This is a genomic window from Caballeronia sp. RCC_10, from assembly GCF_041360715.1.
In the GTDB taxonomy this organism is placed as follows: Bacteria; Pseudomonadota; Gammaproteobacteria; order Burkholderiales; family Burkholderiaceae; genus Caballeronia; species Caballeronia grimmiae.
In genome coordinates this window covers 22,308-46,488 of record NZ_JBFUPT010000017.1, presented here as the reverse complement: position 1 = coordinate 46,488, position 24,181 = coordinate 22,308, and the positions used below count along the sequence as shown (strand labels likewise).

Genomic DNA, 24,181 nt, shown 5'->3' with positions numbered 1-24,181 from the left:
CAGCATGTCCGACAGCAGACGATCCGTCGACCCGACCGAAGTTGGACAAGCCAAGCCCAGCGGCAACGCCGAGCGCGTCCTGTCGCGTGTCTTAAAAGTCGTCCTCATCGTCGCCGTCGCGATGTACTTCGCGGTGGCGGGCATCTATCTGGGCTTGCGCTATGTGGTGCTGCCGCAGATCGACTCGTTCAGGCCGACCATCGAACAGGCGGTGTCGTCGCGCATTCACGCGCAGCTTCATGTCGGCCGGCTTTCCGCGCGATGGAGCGGCATGCAGCCGACCATCGATATCGATAACCTCCGCATCGACGCCGCCGATGGCTCGCCCGGTCTGGCGGTCCCGCATGCGAGCGCGAGCATCGCGTGGCGGTCGCTGCTGGCGCTGCAGCCGAAGCTGGCCGACCTCACCGTCGATGGTCCCGACGTCATCATCACGCGCAAGGCGAACGGTGAGCTGACGGTCGCCGGCGTGCCGGTTCCGGCGCATCGCACCGGCTCCAACGCATTCACCACATGGTTGCTCGGGCAGCAGCGCATCCTGCTGCGCGATGGCACGCTGCGCTGGCGCGACGCCCAGCGCGATGCACCCGAAATCGCGTTCAAGCGTCTGAAGCTCGCGACCCTGAACGACGGCGCGCGTCACCGTCTCGCGCTGACCGCGCCTGCCGATGGCGACGTTCTGCACGGTCCGCTCGACGTTCGCGCGGACTTTCGCCACGAGCCGTTCACCGCGATGGGCGCGCCCGCGAACTGGACCGGCCGCGTTTATGTATCGACGGGCCCCGTCGATCTGCCGATGCTCGCGCGCTACGTGAAGATGCCGTTCGCGGTCTACGATGGCCGCATCGAAAACCGCATCTGGCTGAACTTCGCACGCGGGCAGCTACAGACGGCAAACGGCGATCTCACGGGCGGCAACATCGCGCTGCGCGTGCGCGCGACGCAGCCGCGTCTCGATCTGCCGGTGGCGCGCTTCGCGTGGACCATCGACAAGAAGGACACCACGTACACGTTGAACCTCTCCGACCTTCGCGCGGAGCTCGGCCAGCCTTCGCTCGAAGACGGCACGACGGTCGCGCGCCTGCTCACGATGCAGACGCTCACGGGCACGTATCGCCCGGCGTCGGTGAACAAGGGGCTGCTGTTTCGCATCGCGGGCGATCAGATCGATCTCGGCATTCTTGCGGAATTTGCGCGCACGCTCCCGCTGCCATCGCGCGTGCTCAACGAACTCGTGCGCTTCAACCCGCGCGGGCAGGTCGCCAACTACACGATCTACACCGAACGCGCCGCGCCCAAGACCGAGGCGGAAGCCAAGCAGCAGCGCGAAAAAGGCGATGCGAAGATCGTCCATTACGCGTTCAAGGCCGAGTTACAGGGCATCAGCGTGCAGGCGCAGGAACCGCCGCCGGGACTGACGATCAACAATCGGCCGCGCGCGGGCATTCCGGGCATCGAGAATCTGTGGGGCGTCGTCGATGCCAACGAGTCGCAAGGCAATATCGTCATCGACACGAAGAACGCGGCCGTGACGATCCCCGGCGCGTTCGACGATCCCCGTCTCACCTTCGATTCCCTGCAAGGCCGCGCGAACTGGACCGTCGCGGACGCCATCGCGCCGGGCGAACTGCGCCGCGCGTTCACCATTCACCTCGACACGCTGCGCATCCGCAACGCCGACGCCGAAGGCGAAGTCACCGCCGCGTACTGGAACCAGGGTCACGGGCGCGGCAATCTCGACCTCAAGGCGAAGGTCGATTATCTGAAGGCGGCGCGCCTCGTCCGCTATCTTCCGACGAGTCTCAACGAACGCGTGCGCGTCTATCTCGGCCATGCGCTGCAGGCGGGCATCGCGCGCAACGGCACGCTCGAGATTCACGGCGACCTCACGCGCTTCCCGTACGCGAAAGCGCCGGACGCGGGCATCTTCCGCATCGAAGCGCCGTTCACGGGCGGCAAGTTCGATCCGACGCCGTTTCCGCCGCGCAAGCTGCAGAACGGCCTGCCGAACTTCTGGCCGGCGTTCGAGGGCATCGACGGCACGTTCAGGCTCGCGCAAAACAAGCTCGCCTTCGATATCCATCGCGGGCATTACAAGGGCGTCGCGGTATCGCGCGTGGCGGGACGCATCGACGATACGGGCAATCGCGAAACCAGGCTGCGGATCGACGGCGAAGCGCGCGGGCCGCTCGCCGACATGCTCGACTATGTCGACAACAGCTCGCTCGGCCTGATGGCCAAGCACGCGACACGCAAGCTCGACACGAAAGGCAACGCGGCGCTCGCGCTCACGCTCGGCATTCCGCGCTATCGGCCGCCGCCGCCCGAACCGCCGCTGCGCACCGACTACAAGGGCTCGCTGACCTTCCTCGACAACGAAGTCGCGTATGGCACGCTGCCGCCGCTCACGCATGTGCGCGGCCGGGCGAACTTCGCCGCGAAGACCGTCAACGTCGATGCGCTCAGCGCGCAACTGCTCGGCGGCGACGTGCGCGCGAGCGGCGGCGTGCAGCCGAACGGCAATTACGCGTTCGACGTGAACGGGCGCATCGGTCCGGATGCGGCGCAGCGTTTCGACGGACGCATCGCACCGCAAGCAGCGGCGCTGCTCAAGCGTATCGATGGCGCGGCGCCCTACGAACTCCACGTGCGCGGTGCGAAAAACGCGCTGCCGAACATGCGCGCGAGCGCGGATTTGAGCGGTATCGGCATCGATCTGCCTGCGCCGTTCGGCAAGGCGAAAGGCGCGCCGATGCCCTTCTCGCTCAGCTTCCAGCCGGCGCCCGGCGGCGCTTCCGGTCTGCATGATGCGCAACTCGTCTTCGGCCCGCTCGCGGCGCATTACGAGCTGCAGCAGATCGGGCGGGCGCAGGTGAAAGTCGATCCGCAAAACGCCGCCGAGCCGATGAACGTGCGCGCGCAACTCAAGGCCGTGCGCGGCGCAATTGCGCTCAACAAGCCCGCCGATTTGCCAGCCGAGGGCGTGAGCGCCGTCGCGGACATGGACACGCTCGACGCCGACGCGTGGCGCAAAGTCTTCGCCGATACCATCGCTACCGCCGCTACCGGTAGCGCTTCTGCGCAGCCGGCAACGAAACAGGAGCCTCGCGCGAACGCAGATATCAGACAGTTCATTCCGACGCGCGCGGCTGTTCGCATCGGGACACTGAAGCTGCTCGACCGTCGCTGGAACAACATCGACGTCAACGCGACGGAAGATGCGAGGAAATGGCAGGCGAAAATCGCGTCGGACGAAGTATCCGGCAACGTCGCCTTTACGCCTGCCGCGCTAAACGGAAGCCCCGGCGCGATACAGGCGCGGCTCGACAAGGTGGTGATTCCCGAGAAGGCTACAGGCGCGCCCGCCGAAAAGATCGCGAGCAAGCCGCCGCGCAACATGCCGTCCATCGACGTGATCGTCAACGAGCTGGTCTACCGCGGACACGGCCTCGGGCGGCTCGAGGTGGACGCGCACAACGAAATCATCGCCGACGAGCCGATCTGGACGCTCGACAAACTCGAACTCGCCAATCCCGACGCGACGCTCACGGCGAACGCGACGTGGCGCACGCTGCCCGCGCCGGCGACCGCCAGCGGCGATGACTCGAGGCCGCGCCGCACAACGCTCGGCTTTACGCTCGATGTCGCCAATGGCGGGCAGTTCCTCGACCGCTTCGGCCTGCCGCACACCGTCAACGGCGGCGCGGGCAAGATCTCGGGGCACGCGGCCTGGAACGGCAGCCCGGCGGCCGTGGATATGAACACGCTCGATGGCAAGGTCGGCGTCGATCTTCGTCATGGGCAGATTCTGCGCGCGCCGGGCGCGGCCAAGTTGCTCGGCATCTTCAGCGTGCGCAGTCTCGCCAATCTGTTGACGCTGCATTTTGAGGATGTCGTCGGCAAGGGATTGCCGTTCGAGAAGATCACCGGCAACGCGCGCATTGAAAACGGCATCAGCCGGACCGACGACCTGCTGATGGTCACGCCGCCCGCCCGCGTGCAGATGCAGGGCGTCGTGAACCTGCCGAAGCAGACGCAGGATTTGCGCGTCAAGGTGGTGCCGACGATCGGCGCGGGCGCGGTCGCAATCGGTGCGGCGGTGATCAATCCGCTGCTCGGTCTGGGCGCGCTCGCCGCCGATCTCGCGCTCTCGAAGTCCATCCAGAAGGCGTTCGCGATGGACTATTCGATCACCGGAACGTTGACGAAGCCCGTCGTCCAGCGTCTGCATGGCGATCAGGGTAAGATCGAATCACCCGCGGCCGTCGCGATTCCGTCAGTCGCTCCATAACGCGGAGCGCACCTTCGTTCCGCCTCGTCCCGCCTCGTCAGATTCACCAACCGGCGCACAACATGAACGAACCATCGAGCGAAAGCGCGGCGCAGCCGTTTCACGTCGCCGCGCTGCAAATGGTGAGCACGCCCGACCGCGACCGCAATCTCGCCGAAGCGGGACGGCTCATCGCCGAAGCGGCGCAAGGCGGCGCGCAACTGGTGCTGCTGCCGGAATACTTCTGCTTCATGGGCTTCAAGGACACGGACAAGCTCGCTATCGGCGAAACGCCCGGCGACGGTCCCATTCAACAGTTTCTTTCCGATGCCGCGCGTGAGCATCGCGTGTGGATCATCGGCGGGACGCTGCCGTTGAAATCGCCGGAAGCGTCGCGCGTGCTCAACACCACGCTCGTTTTCGATGCGAACGGCAAACAGGCCGCGCGCTACGACAAGATTCACCTGTTCAATTTCGAAAAGGGCGAGGAATCGTTCGACGAAGCCCGCACCATCTGCCCCGGCGGCGAAGTGCGGACCTTCGATGCGCCGTTCGGACGCGTCGGCCTGTCCGTCTGCTACGACCTCCGGTTTCCGGAGCTGTACCGGAAGATGGGCGATTGCGCGTTGATCGTCGTGCCGTCCGCGTTCACCTACACGACCGGCAAGGCGCACTGGGAAACGCTGCTGAAGGCGCGGGCGATCGAGAACCAGTGCTACGTGCTCGCCGCGGCGCAAGGCGGCAGGCACGAGAACGGGCGGCGCACGTGGGGCCATAGCATGCTGATCGATCCGTGGGGCGAAGTCGTCGCGATGCGCGAGGAAGGCGCGGGCGTCGTCGCGGGCGCGGTCGATCCGGCGCGCATCGCCGAAGTGCGGCAGAGCTTGCCGGCGTATCGGCATCGGGTGATCGGCTGAATGGACTTGAAGACGGGCGTTCTCCCCTGCACATGGCCTCATCGGCGCCGGACAGTAGAATAGTCCGACACAATCGCTCGAACACGCTAAATCACGCTAATCACGCAATAGGCACCGCATGAACATCATCGAACCCGGCATTCGCAACCTCGTCACGGCAAAGGACGTCTTGCTGACGCCCTATGGACTCGACGAAGGCGTCATTACGCGTACGCTCGCGGAAATTTTCACGCACCGCGTCGATTACGCCGACCTCTATTTCCAGTCCACGCGCAGCGAAGCGTGGAGTCTCGAAGAAGGCATCGTCAAATCGGGCAGTTTCAGCATCGATCAGGGCGTCGGCGTGCGGGCCGTCTCGGGCGAGCGCACGGCTTTCGCCTATTCCGACGATCTTTCGCCCGAATCCATCCGCCAGGCCGCGTACGCGACTCGCGCGATCGCCAAGGCGGGCGGCGGAAAGCACAAGGTGAAGCCGGCGAGCACGCTCACCGGCGTGTCGGGCCGCGATCTTTATCTGCCCGCCGATCCGCTGCATTCGCTCGATGCGAACGCGAAAGTGAAGCTGCTTGAGCGCGTCGAGAAAATGGCGCGCAGCCGCGATCCCCGCATCGTCCAGGTGATGGCGGGCCTCGCGGGCGAATACGACGTGGTGCTCGTCGCCCGCAGCGACGGCGCGCTCGCGGCGGACGTGCGCCCGCTCGTGCGCGTGTCCGTGACGGTGATCGCCGAGCAGAACGGCCGGCGCGAGATCGGCACCGGCGGCGGCGGCGGACGCTTCGACTACGGCTATTTCACCGACGACATCCTGAACAAATACGTCGACGACGCCGTGCACGCGGCGCTCGTCAACCTCGAAGCGCGACCTGCTCCGGCTGGCGCGATGACCGTGGTGCTCGGGCCGGGCTGGCCGGGCGTGCTGCTGCACGAAGCAGTCGGCCACGGGCTGGAGGGCGATTTCAACCGCAAGGGATCGTCGGCGTTCGCGGGACGCATCGGCGAGCAGGTGGCGGCGAAGGGCGTGACGGTCGTCGATGACGGGACGCTGCCGAATCGGCGCGGCTCGCTCAATATCGACGATGAAGGCAACCCGACGCAATGCACGACGCTGATCGAAGACGGCATCCTGAAGGGCTACATCCAGGATTCGCTGAATGCGCGGCTGATGAAGATGCCGGTGACGGGCAACGCGCGCCGCGAATCGTACGCCGCGCTGCCGATGCCGCGCATGACGAACACGTACATGCTCAACGGCGACAAGGACCCGCAGGAGATTCTCGCTTCGGTGAAAAATGGCTTGTACGCGGTGAATTTCGGCGGCGGCCAGGTGGATATCACCAACGGCAAGTTCGTGTTCTCGGCGTCCGAGGCGTACATGATCGAGGACGGCAAGATCACGTATCCGGTGAAGGGCGCGACGCTGATCGGCAGCGGGCCGGAATCGCTCAAGTACGTGACGATGATCGGCAACGACATGTCGCTCGATAGCGGCGTCGGCGTGTGCGGCAAGGAAGGCCAGAGCGTGCCGGTGGGCGTCGGTCAGCCGACGCTGCGCATCGAGAAGATGACGGTGGGCGGCACGGTTTGATGCGTGCGGGTTTTCCGCATCGATTTTGTCTCGGATCGTCGTCCGGGTCGTCTCCGATGCGGATTTCCCGCGTTTTGATGCGCTGCGGCTTGTCAGCGGCGCACGTTTGAGGTTATAAAGTCAGTCAACCTTTTTTGCGATACACCTTCGACCCGCCATGTCCGCCAAGTTTTACTTTTATTTCTTTTGGCATCTCAAGCCGCTGGCGGATCGAGAGGGGTGAGTCGTAGCTAAAGACACAAACCGAATTCCCGAAAAACCGCCAGCGAGTCTGGCGGTTTTTTTTCGCCGCTTATTTTTGATCGATGCCGTTGGAGAACCGATATGCCCCCGCACAATACCGATGACGTTCGAATTCGCGAGTTGAAAGAACTCGTCCCGCCCGCGCATTTGATCCGCGAATTCCCGTGCACGGAGCCGGTGTCCGACCTCATCTTCAATGCGCGGCAATCGATGCATCGCATTCTGCACGGGATGGATGACCGGCTGATCGTCATTATCGGCCCATGCTCGATTCACGATCCGAAGGCGGCGCTGGAGTATGCGGGGCGGTTGATCGAGCAGCGGAAGCGGTTTGCGGGCGAGCTGGAAATCGTGATGCGCGTGTATTTCGAAAAACCGCGCACGACGGTGGGCTGGAAGGGGTTGATCAACGATCCGTATATGGATAACAGCTTCAAGATCAACGACGGGTTGCGCAAGGCGCGCGAGCTGCTGATGAATATCAACGAGATGGGTTTGCCGGCTGGCACTGAGTATCTCGACATGATCAGCCCGCAATATATCGCCGATCTCATCTCATGGGGCGCGATTGGGGCGCGGACTACGGAATCGCAGGTGCATCGGGAACTGGCTTCGGGGCTTTCTTGTCCTGTCGGATTCAAGAACGGCACGGATGGGAACGTGAAGATCGCCGTCGATGCGATCAAGGCTGCGTCGCAACCGCATCATTTTTTGTCGGTCACGAAGGGCGGGCATTCGGCGATTGTTTCTACTGCGGGTAATGAAGATTGCCACATCATTTTGCGTGGCGGGAAATCGCCGAACTTCGATGCGGCTTCGGTTGACGCGGCTTGCAGTGATATCGGAAAGGCCGGGTTGGCTGCGCGGTTGATGATCGATGCCAGTCATGCTAATAGCTCGAAGAAGCATGAGAATCAGATTCCGGTTTGCGAGGATATTGGGCGGCAACTCGCTGCCGGGGATGAGCGGATTGTCGGCGTGATGGTGGAATCGCACCTTGTTGCTGGGCGGCAGGATCTGAAGGAGGGGTGTGAGCTTACCTATGGGCAGAGCGTTACTGATGCTTGTATTGGGTGGGACGAGAGTATCGGACTGCTTGAAGGACTCGCGGCTGCAGTTAAGCAGCGGCGGGTTTTGAGGGGTGGGGGCAATTGAGGAAACCGCATCGTGCGGTCGACATGATCTCGGCCGACCGCACTGCGTAAGATTACTTCAGTCTCAGATTCGATGAGTCAAGTCTGAACTCATCGTCAATTCCCAATTTCTGCATGATTGCCGGCAGCACTTGGTGGACGAGTCTCATGCCGACTAGTAGATCGCTCAATAGATATCGGGATGCAGGCGCGACTTGTTGAGCCCTAAACTCTCAGCCTCAGCCTTATGCCCGAGGGGATTGTGATCTCCATGAACGATCTCCATCAACTCTACTTTTAGTGGCACGCCGGCACGAAACGCACGTTCCTTTGCCAGCGCGATCCAATCCTTATAATCATTGATCACTTCTCGCCTGAAATATTGGGTCTTAAGGCCGTACTCTTCAGATTCCACGGCATGCGCGACGGATACTTAAAGGCGGTTATCAATGTCGCACGTGCTCCCAAAGCACATCCTTCCCCCCATCCGCCCGATTCAACACCCTAGCCACCACAAACAACAAATCCGACAACCGATTGACATACCGTCTCGGCGCCTCATTAACCGCCTCAGCCTCAACACGCCCCAACGCAACAATCGCCCTTTCCGCGCGCCGGCAAATGGTGCGAGAAACATGCGCCAAAGCCGCCGCCCTCGACCCGCCCGGCAAAATAAACTCTTTGAGCGGCGGCAATGTCCCGTTGTATTCAGCCAACCACCCATCCAGCCGCTCGAGATGCGCATCCGAAATCATCGAATGCCCCGGAATCGACAATTCCCCGCCTAAATCAAACAAATCGTTTTGAACGGACGTCAAGGCATCGCGAATATCGGTCGGCAACGGCTCGCATAACAAAACGCCCAACGACGAATTCAACTCGTCCACATCGCCAATCGCCGCAATACGCGCATCGTCTTTCAAAACGCGTCGGCCATTGCCGAGACCGGTGGTGCCATCGTCGCCAGTGCGCGTGGCGATCTTGCTCAGGCGGTGTCCCATCACTGCTCCTCGATTATCAAAGCGTCAAAACCAGCCGCCCCATTATAGGCACGCCCCTCCTCGGCTCCGTCCTGCGCGTAAAATGAGGTAACGCGTCACGGCATCGCGCAGACGGTCCGCGATCGCCGCCAAGAACCGCACAAAAGCCGCAAAAAAGCCCGGAGACATCCCGTGAACCACCCCGCCGAACACGCCGCCATCCAGCACGCGCGCCGCCCCTTCCCCGCCGCGCTCCTCGAATCGCTCAAAGCACACTTTGGCGACCGCGTCTCGACCTCGGAAGCCGTGCGCGAACACCACGGCCGCGACGAATCGCCGTTCGATCCGCAACTGCCCGACGCCGTCGTCTTCGCGCGCAGCACGGAGGAAGTGCAGGCCATCGTCCGCCTGTGCGCGCAATATGACGTGCCGATCATCCCCTACGGCAACGGATCGTCGCTCGAAGGGCATCTGCTCGCGGTGCAAGGCGGCGTGTCGATCGACCTGTCGGAAATGAACAAGGTCATCTCGATCAACCCCGAAGACCTCACCGCGACCGTCGAACCGGGCATCTCGCGCAAGCAGCTGAACGAAGCGCTGAAAGACACCGGCCTGTTCTTTCCGATCGATCCGGGCGCGGATGCCAGCATCGGCGGCATGTCGGCGACGCGCGCCTCCGGCACGAACGCGGTGCGCTACGGCTCGATGCGCGAAAACGTGCTCGCGCTGACCGTCGTGCTCGCCGATGGCCGCGTCGTCAAGACCGGCACGCGCGCACGCAAATCGTCGGCGGGCTACGACCTCACGCGGCTCTTCGTCGGCTCCGAAGGCACGCTCGGCGTCATCACCGAAATCACCGTGCGGCTCTATCCGCAGCCGGAAGTGATCTCCGCCGCCGTCTGCGCGTTCCCGTCGATGGGCGACGCCGTGCGCGCCGTCATCGAAACCATTCAGATGGGCGTGCCGATTGCACGCGTCGAATTCGTCGATGCGCTCGCCGTGCGGGCAATCAATCGCCATTCGAACCTGAGCCTGCGCGAATCGCCGATGCTGTTCTTCGAATTCCACGGCACCGAAGCCGGCGTCAAGGAACAGGCGCAGACCGTGCAGGACATCACCGCCGAAAACAGCGGCACCGACTTTGACTGGGCGACGCGTCCCGAAGACCGCAGCCGCCTCTGGAATGCGCGCCACAGCGCCTATTTCGCGATGCTGCAACTCAAGCCCGGCTGCCGCGCCGTCACCACCGACGTCTGCGTACCGATCTCGCGGCTCGCGGAATGCGTCGTGGAGACGGAAAAGGATCTGCTCGGCTCGTCGCTGCCGTGCCCGATCGTCGGCCATGTCGGCGACGGCAACTTCCACGTCGCAATGCTCCTCGATCCCGCGAAGCCCGAAGAACTGGAAGAGGCGGAGCGGCTGAACCGGCGCATCGTCGAACGTGCGCTCAAAGTCGGCGGCACGTGCACGGGTGAGCACGGCGTCGGGCTGCACAAGATGGGCTTCATGATCGACGAGCACGGCGAAGACGGCATCGCGGTCATGCGCTCGATCAAGCAGGCGCTCGATCCGAAGAACCTGATGAATCCGGGCAAGATTTTCAGCTTCACGCAGTAACGCCTCGGCAGCGCGCCCGATGGACGCGGAAGCCCCGAGCGCGCACCATAGGGCGTCGCCGCGTCAGAGACATTCATCGAACAAGCGCCAGCATCACGACCGGCGCCGGGAGGAGACATGAACGCACCCGACGAACTGAAGCCGCCGCTCACGCCGGCCGTATCGCCGAACCTGCCGCACGAGGTTGCGCCGGACCTGTCGCCGGAGCAACTCGCCGAGCGCCAGCGCGAAGTCGTGCAGGCGCTGATGGCCGTGCTGCCGACGCATTGCTTGCTCTTTCGCGACGAAGACACGTCCGTCTACGAATGCGATGGCCTCGCCGCCTATCGCCGCCTGCCGCTCGCCGTCGTGCTGCCGGAAACCGAGGCGCAGGTGCAGCGCGTCGTGCAAATCTGCGCGCGGCTTGCCGTGCCCATCGTTCCGCGCGGCGCGGGCACCGGGCTATCGGGCGGCGCGATGCCGATCCGGCATGGCATCGTGCTGTCGCTGGCGCGGTTCCGCAAGATCGTCGAAGTCGATCCGTACGCGCGCACCGCCACGGTCCAGCCGGGCGTGCGCAATCTCGCGATATCCGAGGCCGCCGCGCCTTTTGGGCTCTATTACGCGCCGGACCCGTCGTCGCAGATCGCATGCACCATCGGCGGCAACGTCTCCGAGAATTCGGGCGGCGTGCATTGCCTGAAGTACGGCCTCACCGTGCATAACGTGCTGCGCGTGCGCGCCGTGACGATGGAAGGCGATGTCGTCGAATTCGGCTCGCTCGGGCCGGACGCGCCGGGGCTGGATCTGCTGGCCGTGCTGATCGGCAGCGAAGGCATGTTCGCGATCGTCACCGAAATCACCGTCAAGCTGATTCCGAAGCCGCAGACCGCGCAGGTCATCATGGCGAGCTTCGACGACGTCGTGAAAGGCGGCAACGCGGTCGCGGCGATCATCGCGGCGGGCATCATTCCCGCCGGTCTCGAAATGATGGACAAGCCCGCGACGCGCGCCGTCGAAGAGTTCGTCAACGCGGGCTACGACACCGACGCCGCCGCCATCCTGCTTTGCGAATCCGACGGCACCTACGACGAAGTCACCGAGGAAATCGTTCGCATGACGGCGGTGCTGCGCGAGCACGGCGCGACGCGCATCCAGATTTCGCGGTCGGAAGCCGAGCGTCTTAAGTTCTGGTCGGGGCGGAAGAACGCGTTCCCGGCCGCCGGCCGCATCTCGCCCGACTACTACTGCATGGACGGCACGGTGCCGCGCCGCGCCATCGGGCCGCTGCTCGCGCGCATCGAAGAGATGGAGAAGAAATACGCGCTGCGCTGCATCAACGTGTTTCATGCGGGCGACGGCAACATGCATCCGCTCATTCTGTTCAACGGCAACGATCTGGACGAGTGGCATCGCGCGGAAGCGTTCGGCTCGGACATCCTCGAGGCATGCGTCGAACTGGGCGGGACCGTGACGGGCGAGCATGGCGTGGGCATCGAAAAGATCAATTCGATGTGCGTGCAGTTTTCGCCCGAGGAGCGCGACGCGTTTCACGCGGTCAAGCGCGCGTTCGATCCGCCGGGGCTGCTTAATCCGGACAAGGGCATCCCGACGCGCGCGCGGTGCGCCGAGTACGGAAAGATGCACATTCGCGGCGGGCTGCTGCCGCATCCCGAACTGCCGCGCTTCTAACCCGCGACGCGCTGCGCTATCCACGTTTGTCCGGGTATGGCTGCGTTAAGCGGCCGGTACAATCGACCGGACAGGCGGCACCGCCACTACAGCAGTCGAAACGAAGAGCGGGACATCCATGGAACAGGACGACATCGTCGCCGGCTGGTCGGAGCGGATCGCCCGCGCCACCGAAGCCGGCACGCCGCTGCGCATCCGGGGCGGCGGGACGAAGGACTGGTACGGCCAGACGCTCCAGGGTGAGATTCTCGACACGCGCGTGCATCGCGGCATCGTCGAGTACGATCCGGCGGAACTCGTCATCACCGCGAAAAGCGGCACACCGCTCGCCGAAGTCGAAGCCGCGCTGCGGGCGCACGGCCAGATGCTGCCGTTCGAGCCGCCGCACTTCGGCCGCAATGCGACGCTCGGCGGCTGCATCGCGGCGGGCATCGCGGGGCCGCGCCGCGCCTGGACCGGCGCGCCGCGCGATTTCGTGCTGGGCGCGGTCGTCATGAACGGACACGGGCAAGTGCTGCACTTCGGCGGGCAAGTGGTCAAGAACGTCGCGGGCTATGACGTCTCGCGGCTGATGGCCGGGTCGCTCGGCACGCTCGGCCTGATCCTCGAACTGTCGATCAAGGTGTTGCCGCGCCCCGTCGCCGAAGCCACGCTCAAATTCGACATGCACGCCACCGACGGCGTGCGCAAGCTCAACGAATGGGGCGGCCATCCGTTGCCGATCAACGGCAGCGCGTGGCGCGACGGCACGCTGGCGCTGCGTCTCGCGGGCGCGGAAGCCGCCGTCAAGACCGCGCGCAACACGCTCGGCGGCGAAGTGGTCGATGCCGTCGAGGCCGACCGCTTCTGGATCGCCATGCGCGAGCAGACCGACCCGTTCTTCGCCGTGATCGAGCCGCGCTCGGCGCTGTGGCGTCTCGCGCTGCCGTCGATTGCGGAACCGCTGCATCTGCCGGGCGCGCAGCTGATGGAATGGGGCGGCGCGCAACGCTGGTGGATCACGGACACCGATCCGCAGACCGTTCGCATCAGCGCGAAGCAGGCGGGCGGCCACGCGACGATCTTCCGCGCCGGCTCGGCCTATGACCGTAATGCAGGCGTATTCACGCCGCTGCCTGCGCCGCTGATGAAGATTCATCGCGGACTGAAGGCGGTGTTCGATCCGGCGCGCGTGTTCAACCGCGGGCGGCTGTATCCCGACTTCTAGGCCAACCGAGCGGACTGAGCGATGCAAACCAATCTCGCCGATTTCATCCGCGGCACGGCCGACGGCGACGAAGCCGACGCCATCCTGCGCAAGTGCGTGCACTGCGGCTTCTGCACGGCGACCTGCCCGACGTACCAACTGCTCGGCGACGAACTCGACGGACCGCGCGGGCGCATCTACCTGATGAAGCAGATGTTCGAAGGCGCGCCCGTCACGCGCAGCACGCAGACGCATCTGGACCGCTGCCTGACGTGCCGCAACTGCGAGAGCACGTGTCCGTCGGGCGTGCAGTACGGCAAGCTCGTCGAGATCGGGCGCAAGGTGGTCGAGGAGAAAGTCGAACGGCCGATGCGCCAGCGCCTGCAACGCCGCCTGCTCGCGAGCTTTCTGCCGAACAGCACGCTCTTCACGCCCGCGATGAAGCTCGGGCAGCAGTTTCGCGGCATCCTTCCGCGCACGCTGCGCGCGAAGATACCGGTCGCGCAAAAGCCGCTCGCGCAGCCGACGCGCAAGCACGCGCGCAAGATGCTGATGCTCGCCGGATGCGTGCAGCCCGCGATGATGCCGAACGTGAACATCGCGACGGCGCGCGTGTTCGATGCGCTCGGCATCGAGATCGTGACCGCGCCGGATGCCGGCTGCTGCGGCGCGATCCGCCTGCATCTCGGCTATAACGACGACGCGCTCGGCGACGTGCGCAACAACATCGACGCCTGGTGGCCGTATGTGGAGAACGGCGTCGAGGCCATCGTGATGAATGCGTCGGGCTGCGGCGCGACCGTAAAGGAGTACGCGCATCTGATGCGCAACGATCCGATGTACGCGGAGAAGGCGCGGCGCATCGTCGATCTGACGCGCGATCTCGCCGAAATCCTGCCGCTGTACGAGGAAGAGCTCGTATCGATCGCGCGGCGGCGGGGCGTGCATACCGTCGCGTTTCATCCACCGTGCACGCTGCAGCACGGGCAGCAGATTCGCGGGCGCGTCGAGGCGTTGCTGACGGCGCTCGGCATCGAAGTGCGCCTGCCTGCGGATAACCACATTTGCTGCGGATCGGCGGGAACGTATTCGGTGCTGCAACCGAAGCTCTCCTACGCGCTGCGCAACCAGAAGCTCGATCGGCTGGAGAAGACCGAACCGCAGATGATCGTGTCGGCGAACGTGGGCTGCATCGCGCATCTGCAAAGCGGCACGTCGACGCCGGTCACGCACTGGATTCAACTTTTGGAGCATCTGCTATACGGCTAGGCGGCTTCGTATAATTGCCCGCTTACTGTCCGATTTGCTCCGAAAGCCGCTCACGCATGTCCATCGCACACCATCTCGCAGAAGTCCGGCAACGCATCGCGCAGGCGGCACAAAGCGCATCGCGCGATCCCGCGTCGGTCAGGCTGCTGGCCGTTTCCAAGACCTTTCCCGCCGACGACGTGCGCGCAGCCTTCGACGCCGGCCAGCGCGCGTTCGGCGAGAACTACGTGCAGGAAGGCGTGACGAAGATCGCGGCGCTGGCCGAGTTGCGCGGCGAAATCGAATGGCATTTCATCGGGCCGCTGCAATCGAACAAAACGAAGCTCGTCGCGGAACAGTTCGACTGGGTGCATTCGATCGACCGCCTGAAGATCGCGGAGCGGCTGTCCGCGCAGCGTCCCGAAGGCGCAGCGGCGCTGAATGTCTGCGTGCAGGTGAACGTGAGCGGCGAGGCGTCGAAGAGCGGCGTCGAACCCGCCGATGCCGCCGCGCTCGCCCATGCGATCGCCGCTCTGCCCGGCTTGCGGCTGCGCGGACTGATGGCGATTCCCGAACCCGCCGATACGCTCGACGCCCAGCGCGCGCCCCACGCCCGCCTGCGCGCACTGATGGACGCCCTGCGCGCCGACGGCCTCGATCTCGACACGCTCTCGATGGGCATGTCCGCCGATCTCGAAGCGGCCGTGATCGAAGGCGCGACGATGGTCCGCATCGGCACCGCGATCTTCGGCGCACGCGATTACACGAACTAATTACCCACTCCTTTTTCTTCTATGAAAATCGCATTCATCGGCGGCGGCAACATGGCCGCGGCGCTCATCGGCGGTCTCGTCAAACGCGGCGTCGCGCCGGCAGATATCTATGCCATCGACATCAACGACGACGCGCGCGCGCGGACCGCGAAGGAGTTCGGCGTCGCGACGGGCGCGGCCATCGACGCCACGCTCGGCGCATACGACGCCATCGTGCTGGCGGTCAAGCCGCAGGTGCTCAAAAGCGTCGCGGAGGCGCTGGCGCCGCATCTGTCGCAGCAGACCATCATCAGCATCGCGGCGGGAATTCGCGCGACGGACCTCTCGCGCTGGCTCAACGGTCACACGCAGATCGTGCGCACGATGCCGAATACGCCGGCGCTCATCGGCATGGGCGTGACGGGGCTGGCCGCGCTGCCCGGCGTCGGCGAGGCCGCGAAGGCGCTTGCATCGCAAGTTCTCGAGGCGGTTGGCACGACCGTCTGGTTCGACGACGAAGCGAAGCTCGACGCCGTCACCGCCATCTCCGGCAGCGGCCCGGCTTACGTGTTCTATTTCATCGAAGCGATGCAGGAAGCGGCACGCGCGCTCGGCATGGACGAGGAACAGGGCCGCGCACTCGCCGTCGCGACGTTCACCGGCGCGGCGCAGCTTGCGGCGCAATCCGGCGAGCCGGCGAGCGTGCTGCGCGAACGCGTGACATCGAAAGGCGGCACGACGGCGGCGGCGTTGGCTTCCTTCGACGCACAGGGGGTGAAGGATGCGATCGTGCGCGGCGCGCTGGCCGCACAAGCGCGGGCGAAAGAGATGGGAGATGAATTAGGCGCGGCGTAACCGGCGGCGGCGAGCGTCAGCCGAGATCAAGCACGTTGTCGCGCAACGAAACATGTTGCCGCAGCGGATCGCGCTCGCTGATCGCGAGCATGTTCGGGGCGACCTCGTAGAAGCCGGCATAAGCCACGTCCGCGAGCGGTTTGCGGATGTCCTGCGCGTCGGTTTTCAGCGTTTCGACGAGAATGACCGGCGCGCATCGTTTCAAAGTTTCTTTAGCGCCTCTTAGCACGTCGAACTCCATGCCCTTGACATCGAGCTTGAGAAAATCGACGCGTTCCATTTGCAGGGAATCGATGCTGATCATCGGCACTTCGACGTCGCGTCCGGAAGCGTAAGACACGTCCTGACCGATGCTCAGTGTGTCTTTTATTTCGCGCAGTTCGAGACTGCCGAAACTTCCGGCCGCGTGATAATCGGGCTGCGGAATTTCGATTTCACCGACGCGCTCGCCCAGCGCAGCGAGTTTCGCACGCGCATTCATGCAATTGTTGATCGCGACATTACCGGCCAGCGCGTAACACACGATTTTCTGTGCCTCGAAACTCGGCACGCGACCCCAGGCGTACATTCGCCGCGCCCGATCTATTGAGCAGTTGATGACCGACGCCATACGTGAAACCGTCCTTAAACGCGACATCGTTTCGATTGACGATCATGCTGCCGTGATTCGACGCGGCTAAAACGTAAGCAATGGGGCGTTCTGGAAATCACATGGCTCAGAGAGGTTAGAAAGTCATCTGGCCAGTCTAGTGTCCAGATGACCGAGTGCAACTTGATCGAGCGCGACGATTGTCATGTCACTGCGAGCCCGAAAGCCGCGCTGCTGCCCTTATAACTTCTGCACCACGAATTCGATGCCGCATTCCGAGAACGCGGTGCGTGTCTGATCGAATCGCTCCATGCCTCGCAGAAACGCGTGATTCAGGCGCTCGACCTTCTCCACGTTCACTTCGCCGTCGAACTCGCGCAGCATGTCGAGCACGTTGATCGACACCGGCGACCAGCTCCTGCGCTTGAACATCGTGAAGGTATGCTTGTGATCGCCATTGAACGTGGATGGCCACACGCCCTGCTCGTACATGTCCTCGTCCGGCACCGTAATGACGAGATGTCCGCCGGGCTTCACCACGCGCAGCCAGTTCCGCATTGCGATGCGCGGATCGACCATGTGTTCCAGGCAGTGTCCCGAATACGCGAAATCGAAGGCGCCGTCGGGCACGTTCGCGAGCTGTTGCGCATCGCCCTGCGGCATATCGTAGACCGTCACGGTCTGGATGCGGGGGAATAGCTGCGCGTAAGCCGCGATGCTGTCGTTTCCCCCGCCGATGTCGATACCCATCCCCACGAGCCAGCGATTGCTGAACCGCGCGTCCTGCAGCCGGCGGTTGAGCGAGACGCACGTCGTGCCGGGAAGGTCCAGGTAAAGCACGGACGGCTGCGTGACATCGCCCGGAAGAATCCACGCGCTCAGTTCGTAGTCGCCCCAGGCGCGCGGCCAGAGAACGGCGTAGCCGGTGTCTTCGGCGAGCCAGTGCAGCGAGTGCGTGGCCTCGAACTCGCCGAGCAATGCGAGAAAGCGCGCTTCCTGATCGAAGGCGTGCGGGACGGAATCGGGCAGCGCGCCGTGCGCCACTTGAAAGTTGCGGCGATAAATCCGCACGTCGTCGATCAGGATCAGCGCATTGGCCGCGCGGCCCTTTAATAATGCAAGTTCGTCGATGAGCGGCAGGCGCGTCGCGGACGAGTGGCTTGCGTCGTTATAGCTGGCATCGCCGAAGTCCGCGCCGGGAAAATGGGCGTCGAGAAAAATCAGACAACGCTGCTGCGCGATTGCGCTTTGCACGCGATCGGATTCCAGAAAATCGATGCTGTCCGACTTCGCGACATATAGCCGCTCATTCTGCGCCGCCTTTCGATGAAGATCCTCGTAAAGCTCGCAGGAAAGCGCGTGACGCATGCCGCTATTCAACGCATGCCGGCAGGAGTTCCCAAGACCGTAACCTGTTTCGACAAACTGCGTGATTTTGTGTCGATCAACGAGCGTTGCCACGTTGAACCGCGCGAGAAAACCCATGACTATTACCCTGTATTGAGGTGACAAGCTGTCGCGCACAGGCGTTGTCACTACTGTGACTAACACGACAGGAGCTATGCAATGCCTCGAGACAGCTGTCGGAGACGATCGGGAAGAGTTAATACATTCGAGAATGCAGATACACCCGATGACTTTCGACAGTAACAGAATGGCTATGCGCGCGACGATTTACGCGACCATTTGTATCGTTCGGCGATTCGATTGGAAGCCGTATGCACATTCGGCGCCGGCTTCGGCAAAGCGAAACCGGCGCGGAATTCATCCGCAAAAGGCGATCAGCCCGCGAGCGCGTATTGCAGCGCGATTCCCGCGAACAATACGCCGCCGAGCCAGTTGTTGTGCTTGAACGCAGCGAAACATGCCATGCGCTCGCGATCGCGGATCAGCACGTAGTGATACACCGCGCAGCCCGCTGCCGCCGCCCAGCCGAGCCAGTACGGCCAGCCGAAATGAAGCGCCACGCCGATCCACACGTACACCGCGAGCGTCGCCGCGTAGCACAGCATGACCGCGAGCACGTCGTATCGGCCGAAGGTAAGCGCGGAAGTGCGAATGCCGATCTTGATGTCGTCGTCGCGATCGACCATCGCGTATTCGGTGTCGTAGGCGACGGACCAGCAGACGTTGGCGGCGAGCATGATCCACGCGAGCATCGGCACCTGATCCTGGACGGCGGCGAAGGCCATCGGGATGCCGAAGCCGAACGCGATGCCGAGATACGCCTGCGGTATCGCGAAGAAGCGCTTCGTGAACGGATACGTCCCTGCGACAAACAGCGCGAAAACCGAAAGCTGCTTCGTCAGCGTGTTGAGCGGCAGGATCAGCAGAAACGCCACGAGCGACAGCGCCGCCGCGAGCGCCACCGCTTCCCACGCCTTGATCTTGGCGGAGGTGATCGGCCGCTCGGCGGTGCGCTTCACGTAGCGGTCGAAGTCGCGGTCGGCGTAATCGTTGATTGCGCAGCCCGCCGAGCGCATGAGCAGCGTGCCTATCGCAAAGATGACGATCAGCATCAGCGATGGACGGCCATCCGACGCGATCCATAGCGCGTTGAGCGTCGGCCACAACAGCAGCAGGCTGCCGATGGGCTTGTCGAGGCGCACGAGGCGCATGTAGAGCGGGAGACGGGCGAGCATGGCGGGCGGCATGAAGTCGATGGGCTATTTTAGACCACCGTCCCGCGTGCGGACTTCGCGTGCTCGACGTCCCAAAAAGCAAAAACCCGTGCTTCGGATCGCACGGGTTCTTGTCAGCATCGACGCAGTGCCGCTTTACGCGAGCATCGAGCGCAGCATCCACGCAGTCTTTTCGTGCGTTTGCATGCGTTGCGTGAGCAGGTCGGCGGTCGGCTCGTCGTTCGCGGCTTCCGTTGCCGGGAAGATTTCGCGTGCGGTGCGCACGACGGCTTCCTGACCTTCCACCAGCTGGCGAATCATGTCTTCCGCTTCCGGCACGCCTTCGGCTTCAGGAATCGACGACAGCTTCGCGAACTCACGATAGCTGCCCGGTGCATGCACGCCCAGCGCGCGAATGCGTTCCGCGATGGAATCGACGGCCGTCGCGAGTTCCGTGTACTGCGTCTCGAACATCAGATGCAACGTGTTGAACATCGGACCCGTGACGTTCCAATGGAAGTTGTGCGTCTTCAGATACAGCGTGTACGTGTCTGCCAGCAGCCGGGACAGGCCGTCAGCAATGCGCTTGCGGTCCTTGTCGCTGATGCCGATATTGACGGCCGGTGCTGGTGTGCCATTTTTCTTCGCCATGATGACTCCGTAAGAGAGTGATACGAACGTTATGCATGCCCTGCCGGCGAACGGATCTCGGACTCCGATCGTTTCGCCGGCCGACGTTTTCGAGCGCTCGACAGTTTATCTTAGAAACGTCTGTGCCTTCCTGCCCTGCAAGGCAGCCAAGCGCTGCGAACCGCGTCGTACGGCCGCATCCGCCCGGCGTCTCATGCAAAGACGCCCGCACCCGCGCCATGCAGCGCACTCGCGACGACGAACCCATAACCGGTCGCGACGATGCCAAACGCAAGCGCCACCCGCACGCCGCGCGATGCCTGGCGGCTCGTCGTTTCGACGCAGTTCACCGCCTGTCCGATGATGTGGATAGCCTGAGCCATGATCTTTCTCCCTGATCTATCGCAGTCGCCGCGCGTCTCGCGTTAGACGGCTGCGGTGTCGTTTTCGTCGATGTCGACGCGCTGCCCGAGTGCCGCGAGCGCATCCGCGACGCCTTGCGCATAGGCCGGATCGGCGCGGCGAAAGTGCTGCAATTGCCGTGCGACGATGCCGTTCGGCACGCCATGAATGTGCCGCGCGATGTTGCCGAACAGACGCTCGCGTTGCGCATCGTCGAACAGGCGGAACAGCGCGCCCGGCTGCAAGTAATAGTCGCCGTCCTCACGATGGTCGTACCGATACACGTCGCCCGCCGCGAGCGGCGGCTCATTGACGCTCGCGTCCTGCGCGAACTCGCCGAAGCGGTTCGGCTCGTAGTTCACCGTGCCGCCGAGGTTGCCATCGACGCGCATCGCGCCATCGCGATGAAACGGATTCGCCATCGGCGCACGCGACGCGTTCACCGGAATCTGATGGTGGTTGATCCCGAGCCGGTAGCGCTGCGTGTCGCCGTACGAGAACAGCCGCCCCTGCAACAGACGATCCGGCGAGAAGCCGATGCCCGGCACCACGTTCGCCGGCGTGAACGCCGCCTGCTCGACCTCCGCGAAGTAGTTCTGCGCATTGCGATTCAGTTCGATCACGCCGACATCAATCAGCGGAAAGTCCGCATGCGGCCACACCTTCGTGATGTCGAACGGATTGATGCGGTAGTTCGCGGCCTCGGCCTCGGTCATCACCTGAATGCGGAAATTCCAGCGCGGGAAGTTGCCACGGTCGATGTTGTCGACGAGATCGCGCTGCGCGCTTTCGCGGTCGTTCGCGATCACGGCGGCGGCTTCCGCATCGCTGTAATTCTCGAGCGGTTGCTGCGACTTGAAATGGAACTTCACGTAGGAACGTTCGTTGTCCGCGTTGAGGAACGAGAACGTATGCGAGCCGAAACCGTGCATCTGCCGGTAATTCTTCGGAATGCCGCGATCGCTCATCAGGATAGTCACCTGATGCAGCGATTCCGGATGACGCGACCAGAAGTCCCACGCCGCCACGTTGCTGCGAAGATTCGTGTACGGATCGCGCTTCTGCGTGTGGATGAAATCGGGAAACTTCAACGGATCGCGGATGAAGAACACCGGCGTGTTGTTGCCGACGACGTCCCAGTTGCCTTCTTCCGTGTAGAACTTGATCGAGAAGCCGCGCACGTCGCGTTCGGCGTCGGCGGCTCCGCGTTCGCCCGCGACCGTGGAAAATCGCATGAAGATGGGCGTTTCCTTGCCGATTGCGGAGAAGAGCTTCGCCTTCGTGTAGCGCGAGATGTCGTGCGTCACGCGGAACGTGCCGAACGCGCCGGAGCCTTTTGCGTGCACGCGGCGCTCGGGAATCACTTCACGGTCGAAATGCGCGAGCTTTTCGACGAGCCAGAAATCCTGCAGCGTCACCGGGCCGCGCGGGCCGGCGGTCTGCGAGTTCTGGTTGTCTCCGACAGGTGCGCCGGCGGCGGTCGTGAGTCGTTGGGTCGTCATCGTGATGCTCCTTGATCTATGTTCGCTTGGGATGATGGATGCGTCGCTCACGCGGTGCGGGCGAAGTCGGCGAGGATGTGAAGCGCGACGCCGCGCCAGTCGGACCATGTGGTCGGCACGCGGGCTGGGGACGGGTTGGGGGTCATCGCTTCTCTCCTGGCTGGCTTGTGGGAGAAGCATAACTGGAACTATCGAATAACTATATTCGATTAATTTTATCTATTCGATAGCTTCGGGTTGGTGCCGAAAGGGCGTTGCTAGAAAAGCCTTGCGCGTTGACCGCATAAGGCTTCGATGGCTTACGCCACCGGGTCGGCGCCAAAGCGATTGGTGCCGAGCGTGCCGCGTGTGCAGTACCAGACCAGCAGGATGAGGCCAACGATCGGCACCAGCGAGAGCAACATCCACCAGCCCGACCGCCCGGTGTCATGCAGACGGCGAGCCGTGACTGCGAGCGTCGGCAACAACGTCCCGAGCGCGATCACGCCTTGCAAGACGGCCGCGAAACTCGTCATGGAGTTCCCGCCGAGAACGCCGATGACGGAAATTGCCACATACACCAGTCCGAGAAACAGACTGAAATACCAATACTCGGCGCGGCGAGCACGGCCGTCGAACGTTGCGTATCTGGAGAAGACGGCGCGGACGGCCTGCGAAAAATTCATGAAAGCTCCGTGGTAAGAGGTCGCCGATCTCCGTTTCGGATCGGCTAACCACGGGCGATTCTAGGGTCGTAAGGAGAACGAAAACAGTCTTGAGCCGTTTCCTTGACCAAAAGCGACAAACCGGGACGCTTTCGTCGGAAGCGTCCTCTGAACACGGCCGTAGCGTCTGAAATAATCCTAATGCGGCTCGGCAAGACGCGCTATATCTCGCTAATGAGCGCGAAAACCGTCCATCAATTAACCGCCACCGGCATATCCAGTTTCTTCACGCCCGGCAGCTCACACGCCGCAATTGCATCGCTAATTGCGTCGATGGCGGGCATCCGCGTAAAGCTCTTGCGCCACGCGAGCACGACGCGCCGGTCGGGCACCGGATCGTCGAATGGTACGTAACTGAGCAGGCCAGCGTCGATGCCCGGCGCGTGCGGTTTCACTTCCATCACCGACATGCGCGGCAGCACCGTAATGCCGACGCCGCTCGCGACCATATGGCGAATGGTTTCCAGCGACGAGCCTTCGAACGTCTTCTGAATGCCGTCCGCATTTTGCGAGAAACGCATCAGCTCGGGACAGACGCCCAGAACGTGATCGCGGAAGCAATGGCCGCTGCCAAGAAGCAGCATGGTTTCCTGCTTGAGATCGTCCGCGTCGATCTTGCCGCGGTTTTCCCACGCATGCCCCGACGGCATGGCGACGACGAACGGCTCGTCGTACAGCGCGCGCACCATCAGCCCGGTTTCGGGGAACGGCAGCGCCATGATCGCGACATCGATTTCGCCCTGCTTGAGCAATTCGATCAGCTTGAGCGTGTAGTTCTCCTGCAGCATCAGCGGCATCTGCGGAACGGCCTTGATCATCTGCTTGACGAGCGTCGGCAGCAGATACGGCCCGATCGTATAGATGACGCCCAGCCGCAGCGGACCGACCAGCGGATCCTTGCCCTGCTTGGCGATTTCCTTGATGGCGAGCGTCTGTTCGAGCACGCGCTGCGCCTGCGTGACGATCTGCTCGCCGATCGGCGTGACGCTGACCTCGCTCGTGCCGCGCTCGAAAATCTGCACGTTGAGCTCGTCCTCGAGCTTCTTGATTGCCACCGACAGCGTCGGCTGGCTGACGAAGCACGCCTCGGCGGCGCGGCCAAAGTGCCGCTCCCGCGCGACCGCGACGATGTACTTCAATTCAGTGAGCGTCATTGGGGGCCAATGAAAGACTTGGATTCGATAGGTTGAAGTTATACACCTGCGAACGCCGGTTCGCCAACTGGTCTTGCATCGGCGCGCGCGTCTGTCGCGTGTGTCAGGTGTCGCATCCAATA

20 protein-coding genes are annotated in these 24,181 nt (G+C 63.4%); 10 read left to right on the top strand and 10 right to left on the bottom strand.

The window, feature by feature from the left end; translation table 11 throughout:
- The first annotated feature begins 4 nt into the window (after positions 1-4).
- The 4 genes from AB6804_RS23865 to aroG all read left to right on the top strand — a co-directional run bounded on the left by AB6804_RS23865 (position 5) and on the right by aroG (position 8,170).
- Positions 5-4,291, top strand: a complete 4,287-nt coding sequence (locus AB6804_RS23865) for a YhdP family protein (protein WP_370888591.1) — start codon at positions 5-7, stop codon at positions 4,289-4,291.
- A 62-nt stretch (positions 4,292-4,353) separates the two neighbouring features.
- Positions 4,354-5,187 (top strand): carbon-nitrogen hydrolase family protein, encoded by an 834-nt coding sequence (locus AB6804_RS23860; protein ID WP_370888590.1) that lies wholly within the window; start codon positions 4,354-4,356, stop codon positions 5,185-5,187.
- Between the two features lie 118 nt (positions 5,188-5,305).
- Positions 5,306-6,772 carry a metalloprotease TldD gene (tldD, locus tag AB6804_RS23855; RefSeq protein WP_035961553.1) on the top strand — a complete coding sequence of 489 codons (1,467 nt, stop codon included), beginning with the start codon at positions 5,306-5,308 and terminating at the stop codon, positions 6,770-6,772.
- 324 nt (positions 6,773-7,096) lie between these two features.
- The gene (gene aroG, locus AB6804_RS23850) at positions 7,097-8,170 is read left to right on the top strand and encodes a 3-deoxy-7-phosphoheptulonate synthase AroG (protein WP_370888589.1); all 1,074 of its coding nucleotides are present in this window, start codon (positions 7,097-7,099) and stop codon (positions 8,168-8,170) included.
- 165 nt (positions 8,171-8,335) lie between these two features.
- On the opposite strand, the gene AB6804_RS23845 is transcribed toward aroG, so the two are convergent.
- Positions 8,336-8,563, bottom strand: a complete 228-nt coding sequence (locus tag AB6804_RS23845) for a hypothetical protein (RefSeq protein WP_370888588.1) — start codon at positions 8,561-8,563, stop codon at positions 8,336-8,338.
- Positions 8,564-8,594: 31 nt separating this feature from the next.
- Positions 8,595-9,149, bottom strand: coding sequence for a cob(I)yrinic acid a,c-diamide adenosyltransferase (locus tag AB6804_RS23840; protein WP_370888587.1), 555 nt, complete (start codon positions 9,147-9,149; stop codon positions 8,595-8,597).
- A gap of 171 nt (positions 9,150-9,320) precedes the next feature.
- Here AB6804_RS23840 and AB6804_RS23835 point away from each other — a divergent pair, with 171 nt between their 5' ends.
- From AB6804_RS23835 to proC, 6 genes are all read left to right on the top strand, one after another.
- Positions 9,321-10,745, top strand: a complete 1,425-nt coding sequence (locus AB6804_RS23835) for an FAD-binding oxidoreductase (protein WP_370888586.1) — start codon at positions 9,321-9,323, stop codon at positions 10,743-10,745.
- A gap of 117 nt (positions 10,746-10,862) precedes the next feature.
- Positions 10,863-12,416 (top strand): FAD-linked oxidase C-terminal domain-containing protein, encoded by a 1,554-nt coding sequence (locus tag AB6804_RS23830; RefSeq protein ID WP_052005654.1) that lies wholly within the window; start codon positions 10,863-10,865, stop codon positions 12,414-12,416.
- 118 nt (positions 12,417-12,534) lie between these two features.
- The gene (gene glcE, locus AB6804_RS23825) at positions 12,535-13,623 is read left to right on the top strand and encodes a glycolate oxidase subunit GlcE (protein WP_035961572.1); all 1,089 of its coding nucleotides are present in this window, start codon (positions 12,535-12,537) and stop codon (positions 13,621-13,623) included.
- A 21-nt stretch (positions 13,624-13,644) separates the two neighbouring features.
- Complete coding sequence (gene glcF / locus AB6804_RS23820) at positions 13,645-14,871, top strand: glycolate oxidase subunit GlcF (protein ID WP_035961579.1); 1,227 nt, start codon at positions 13,645-13,647, stop codon at positions 14,869-14,871.
- Positions 14,872-14,927: 56 nt separating this feature from the next.
- Positions 14,928-15,623: a YggS family pyridoxal phosphate-dependent enzyme gene (locus tag AB6804_RS23815; RefSeq protein WP_370888585.1), complete on the top strand. Its 696-nt coding sequence runs from the start codon at positions 14,928-14,930 to the stop codon at positions 15,621-15,623.
- A 21-nt stretch (positions 15,624-15,644) separates the two neighbouring features.
- Positions 15,645-16,457 (top strand): pyrroline-5-carboxylate reductase, encoded by an 813-nt coding sequence (gene proC, locus AB6804_RS23810; RefSeq protein WP_370888584.1) that lies wholly within the window; start codon positions 15,645-15,647, stop codon positions 16,455-16,457.
- A 16-nt stretch (positions 16,458-16,473) separates the two neighbouring features.
- On the opposite strand, the gene AB6804_RS23805 is transcribed toward proC, so the two are convergent.
- From AB6804_RS23805 to AB6804_RS23770, 8 genes are all read right to left on the bottom strand, one after another.
- On the bottom strand, positions 16,474-17,025 hold the full coding sequence (locus tag AB6804_RS23805) for an FkbM family methyltransferase (protein ID WP_370888583.1): 552 nt from the start codon (positions 17,023-17,025) through the stop codon (positions 16,474-16,476).
- Between the two features lie 261 nt (positions 17,026-17,286).
- Positions 17,287-18,414 (bottom strand): methyltransferase domain-containing protein, encoded by a 1,128-nt coding sequence (locus AB6804_RS23800; protein WP_370888582.1) that lies wholly within the window; start codon positions 18,412-18,414, stop codon positions 17,287-17,289.
- Positions 18,415-18,827: 413 nt separating this feature from the next.
- Entirely contained in the window at positions 18,828-19,688 is an 861-nt protein-coding gene (gene ubiA, locus AB6804_RS23795; protein WP_370888581.1) for a 4-hydroxybenzoate octaprenyltransferase, read from the bottom strand.
- 135 nt (positions 19,689-19,823) lie between these two features.
- Complete coding sequence (locus tag AB6804_RS23790) at positions 19,824-20,318, bottom strand: Dps family protein (RefSeq protein ID WP_370888580.1); 495 nt, start codon at positions 20,316-20,318, stop codon at positions 19,824-19,826.
- A gap of 191 nt (positions 20,319-20,509) precedes the next feature.
- Entirely contained in the window at positions 20,510-20,680 is a 171-nt protein-coding gene (locus AB6804_RS23785) for a hypothetical protein (protein ID WP_370888579.1), read from the bottom strand.
- A 42-nt stretch (positions 20,681-20,722) separates the two neighbouring features.
- The gene (locus AB6804_RS23780; protein WP_370888578.1) at positions 20,723-22,201 is read right to left on the bottom strand and encodes a catalase; all 1,479 of its coding nucleotides are present in this window, start codon (positions 22,199-22,201) and stop codon (positions 20,723-20,725) included.
- 299 nt (positions 22,202-22,500) lie between these two features.
- Positions 22,501-22,866 (bottom strand): DUF805 domain-containing protein, encoded by a 366-nt coding sequence (locus AB6804_RS23775; RefSeq protein WP_370888577.1) that lies wholly within the window; start codon positions 22,864-22,866, stop codon positions 22,501-22,503.
- Between the two features lie 233 nt (positions 22,867-23,099).
- Positions 23,100-24,059 carry a LysR substrate-binding domain-containing protein gene (locus AB6804_RS23770; RefSeq protein ID WP_370888576.1) on the bottom strand — a complete coding sequence of 320 codons (960 nt, stop codon included), beginning with the start codon at positions 24,057-24,059 and terminating at the stop codon, positions 23,100-23,102.
- Positions 24,060-24,181: the final 122 nt, after the last annotated feature.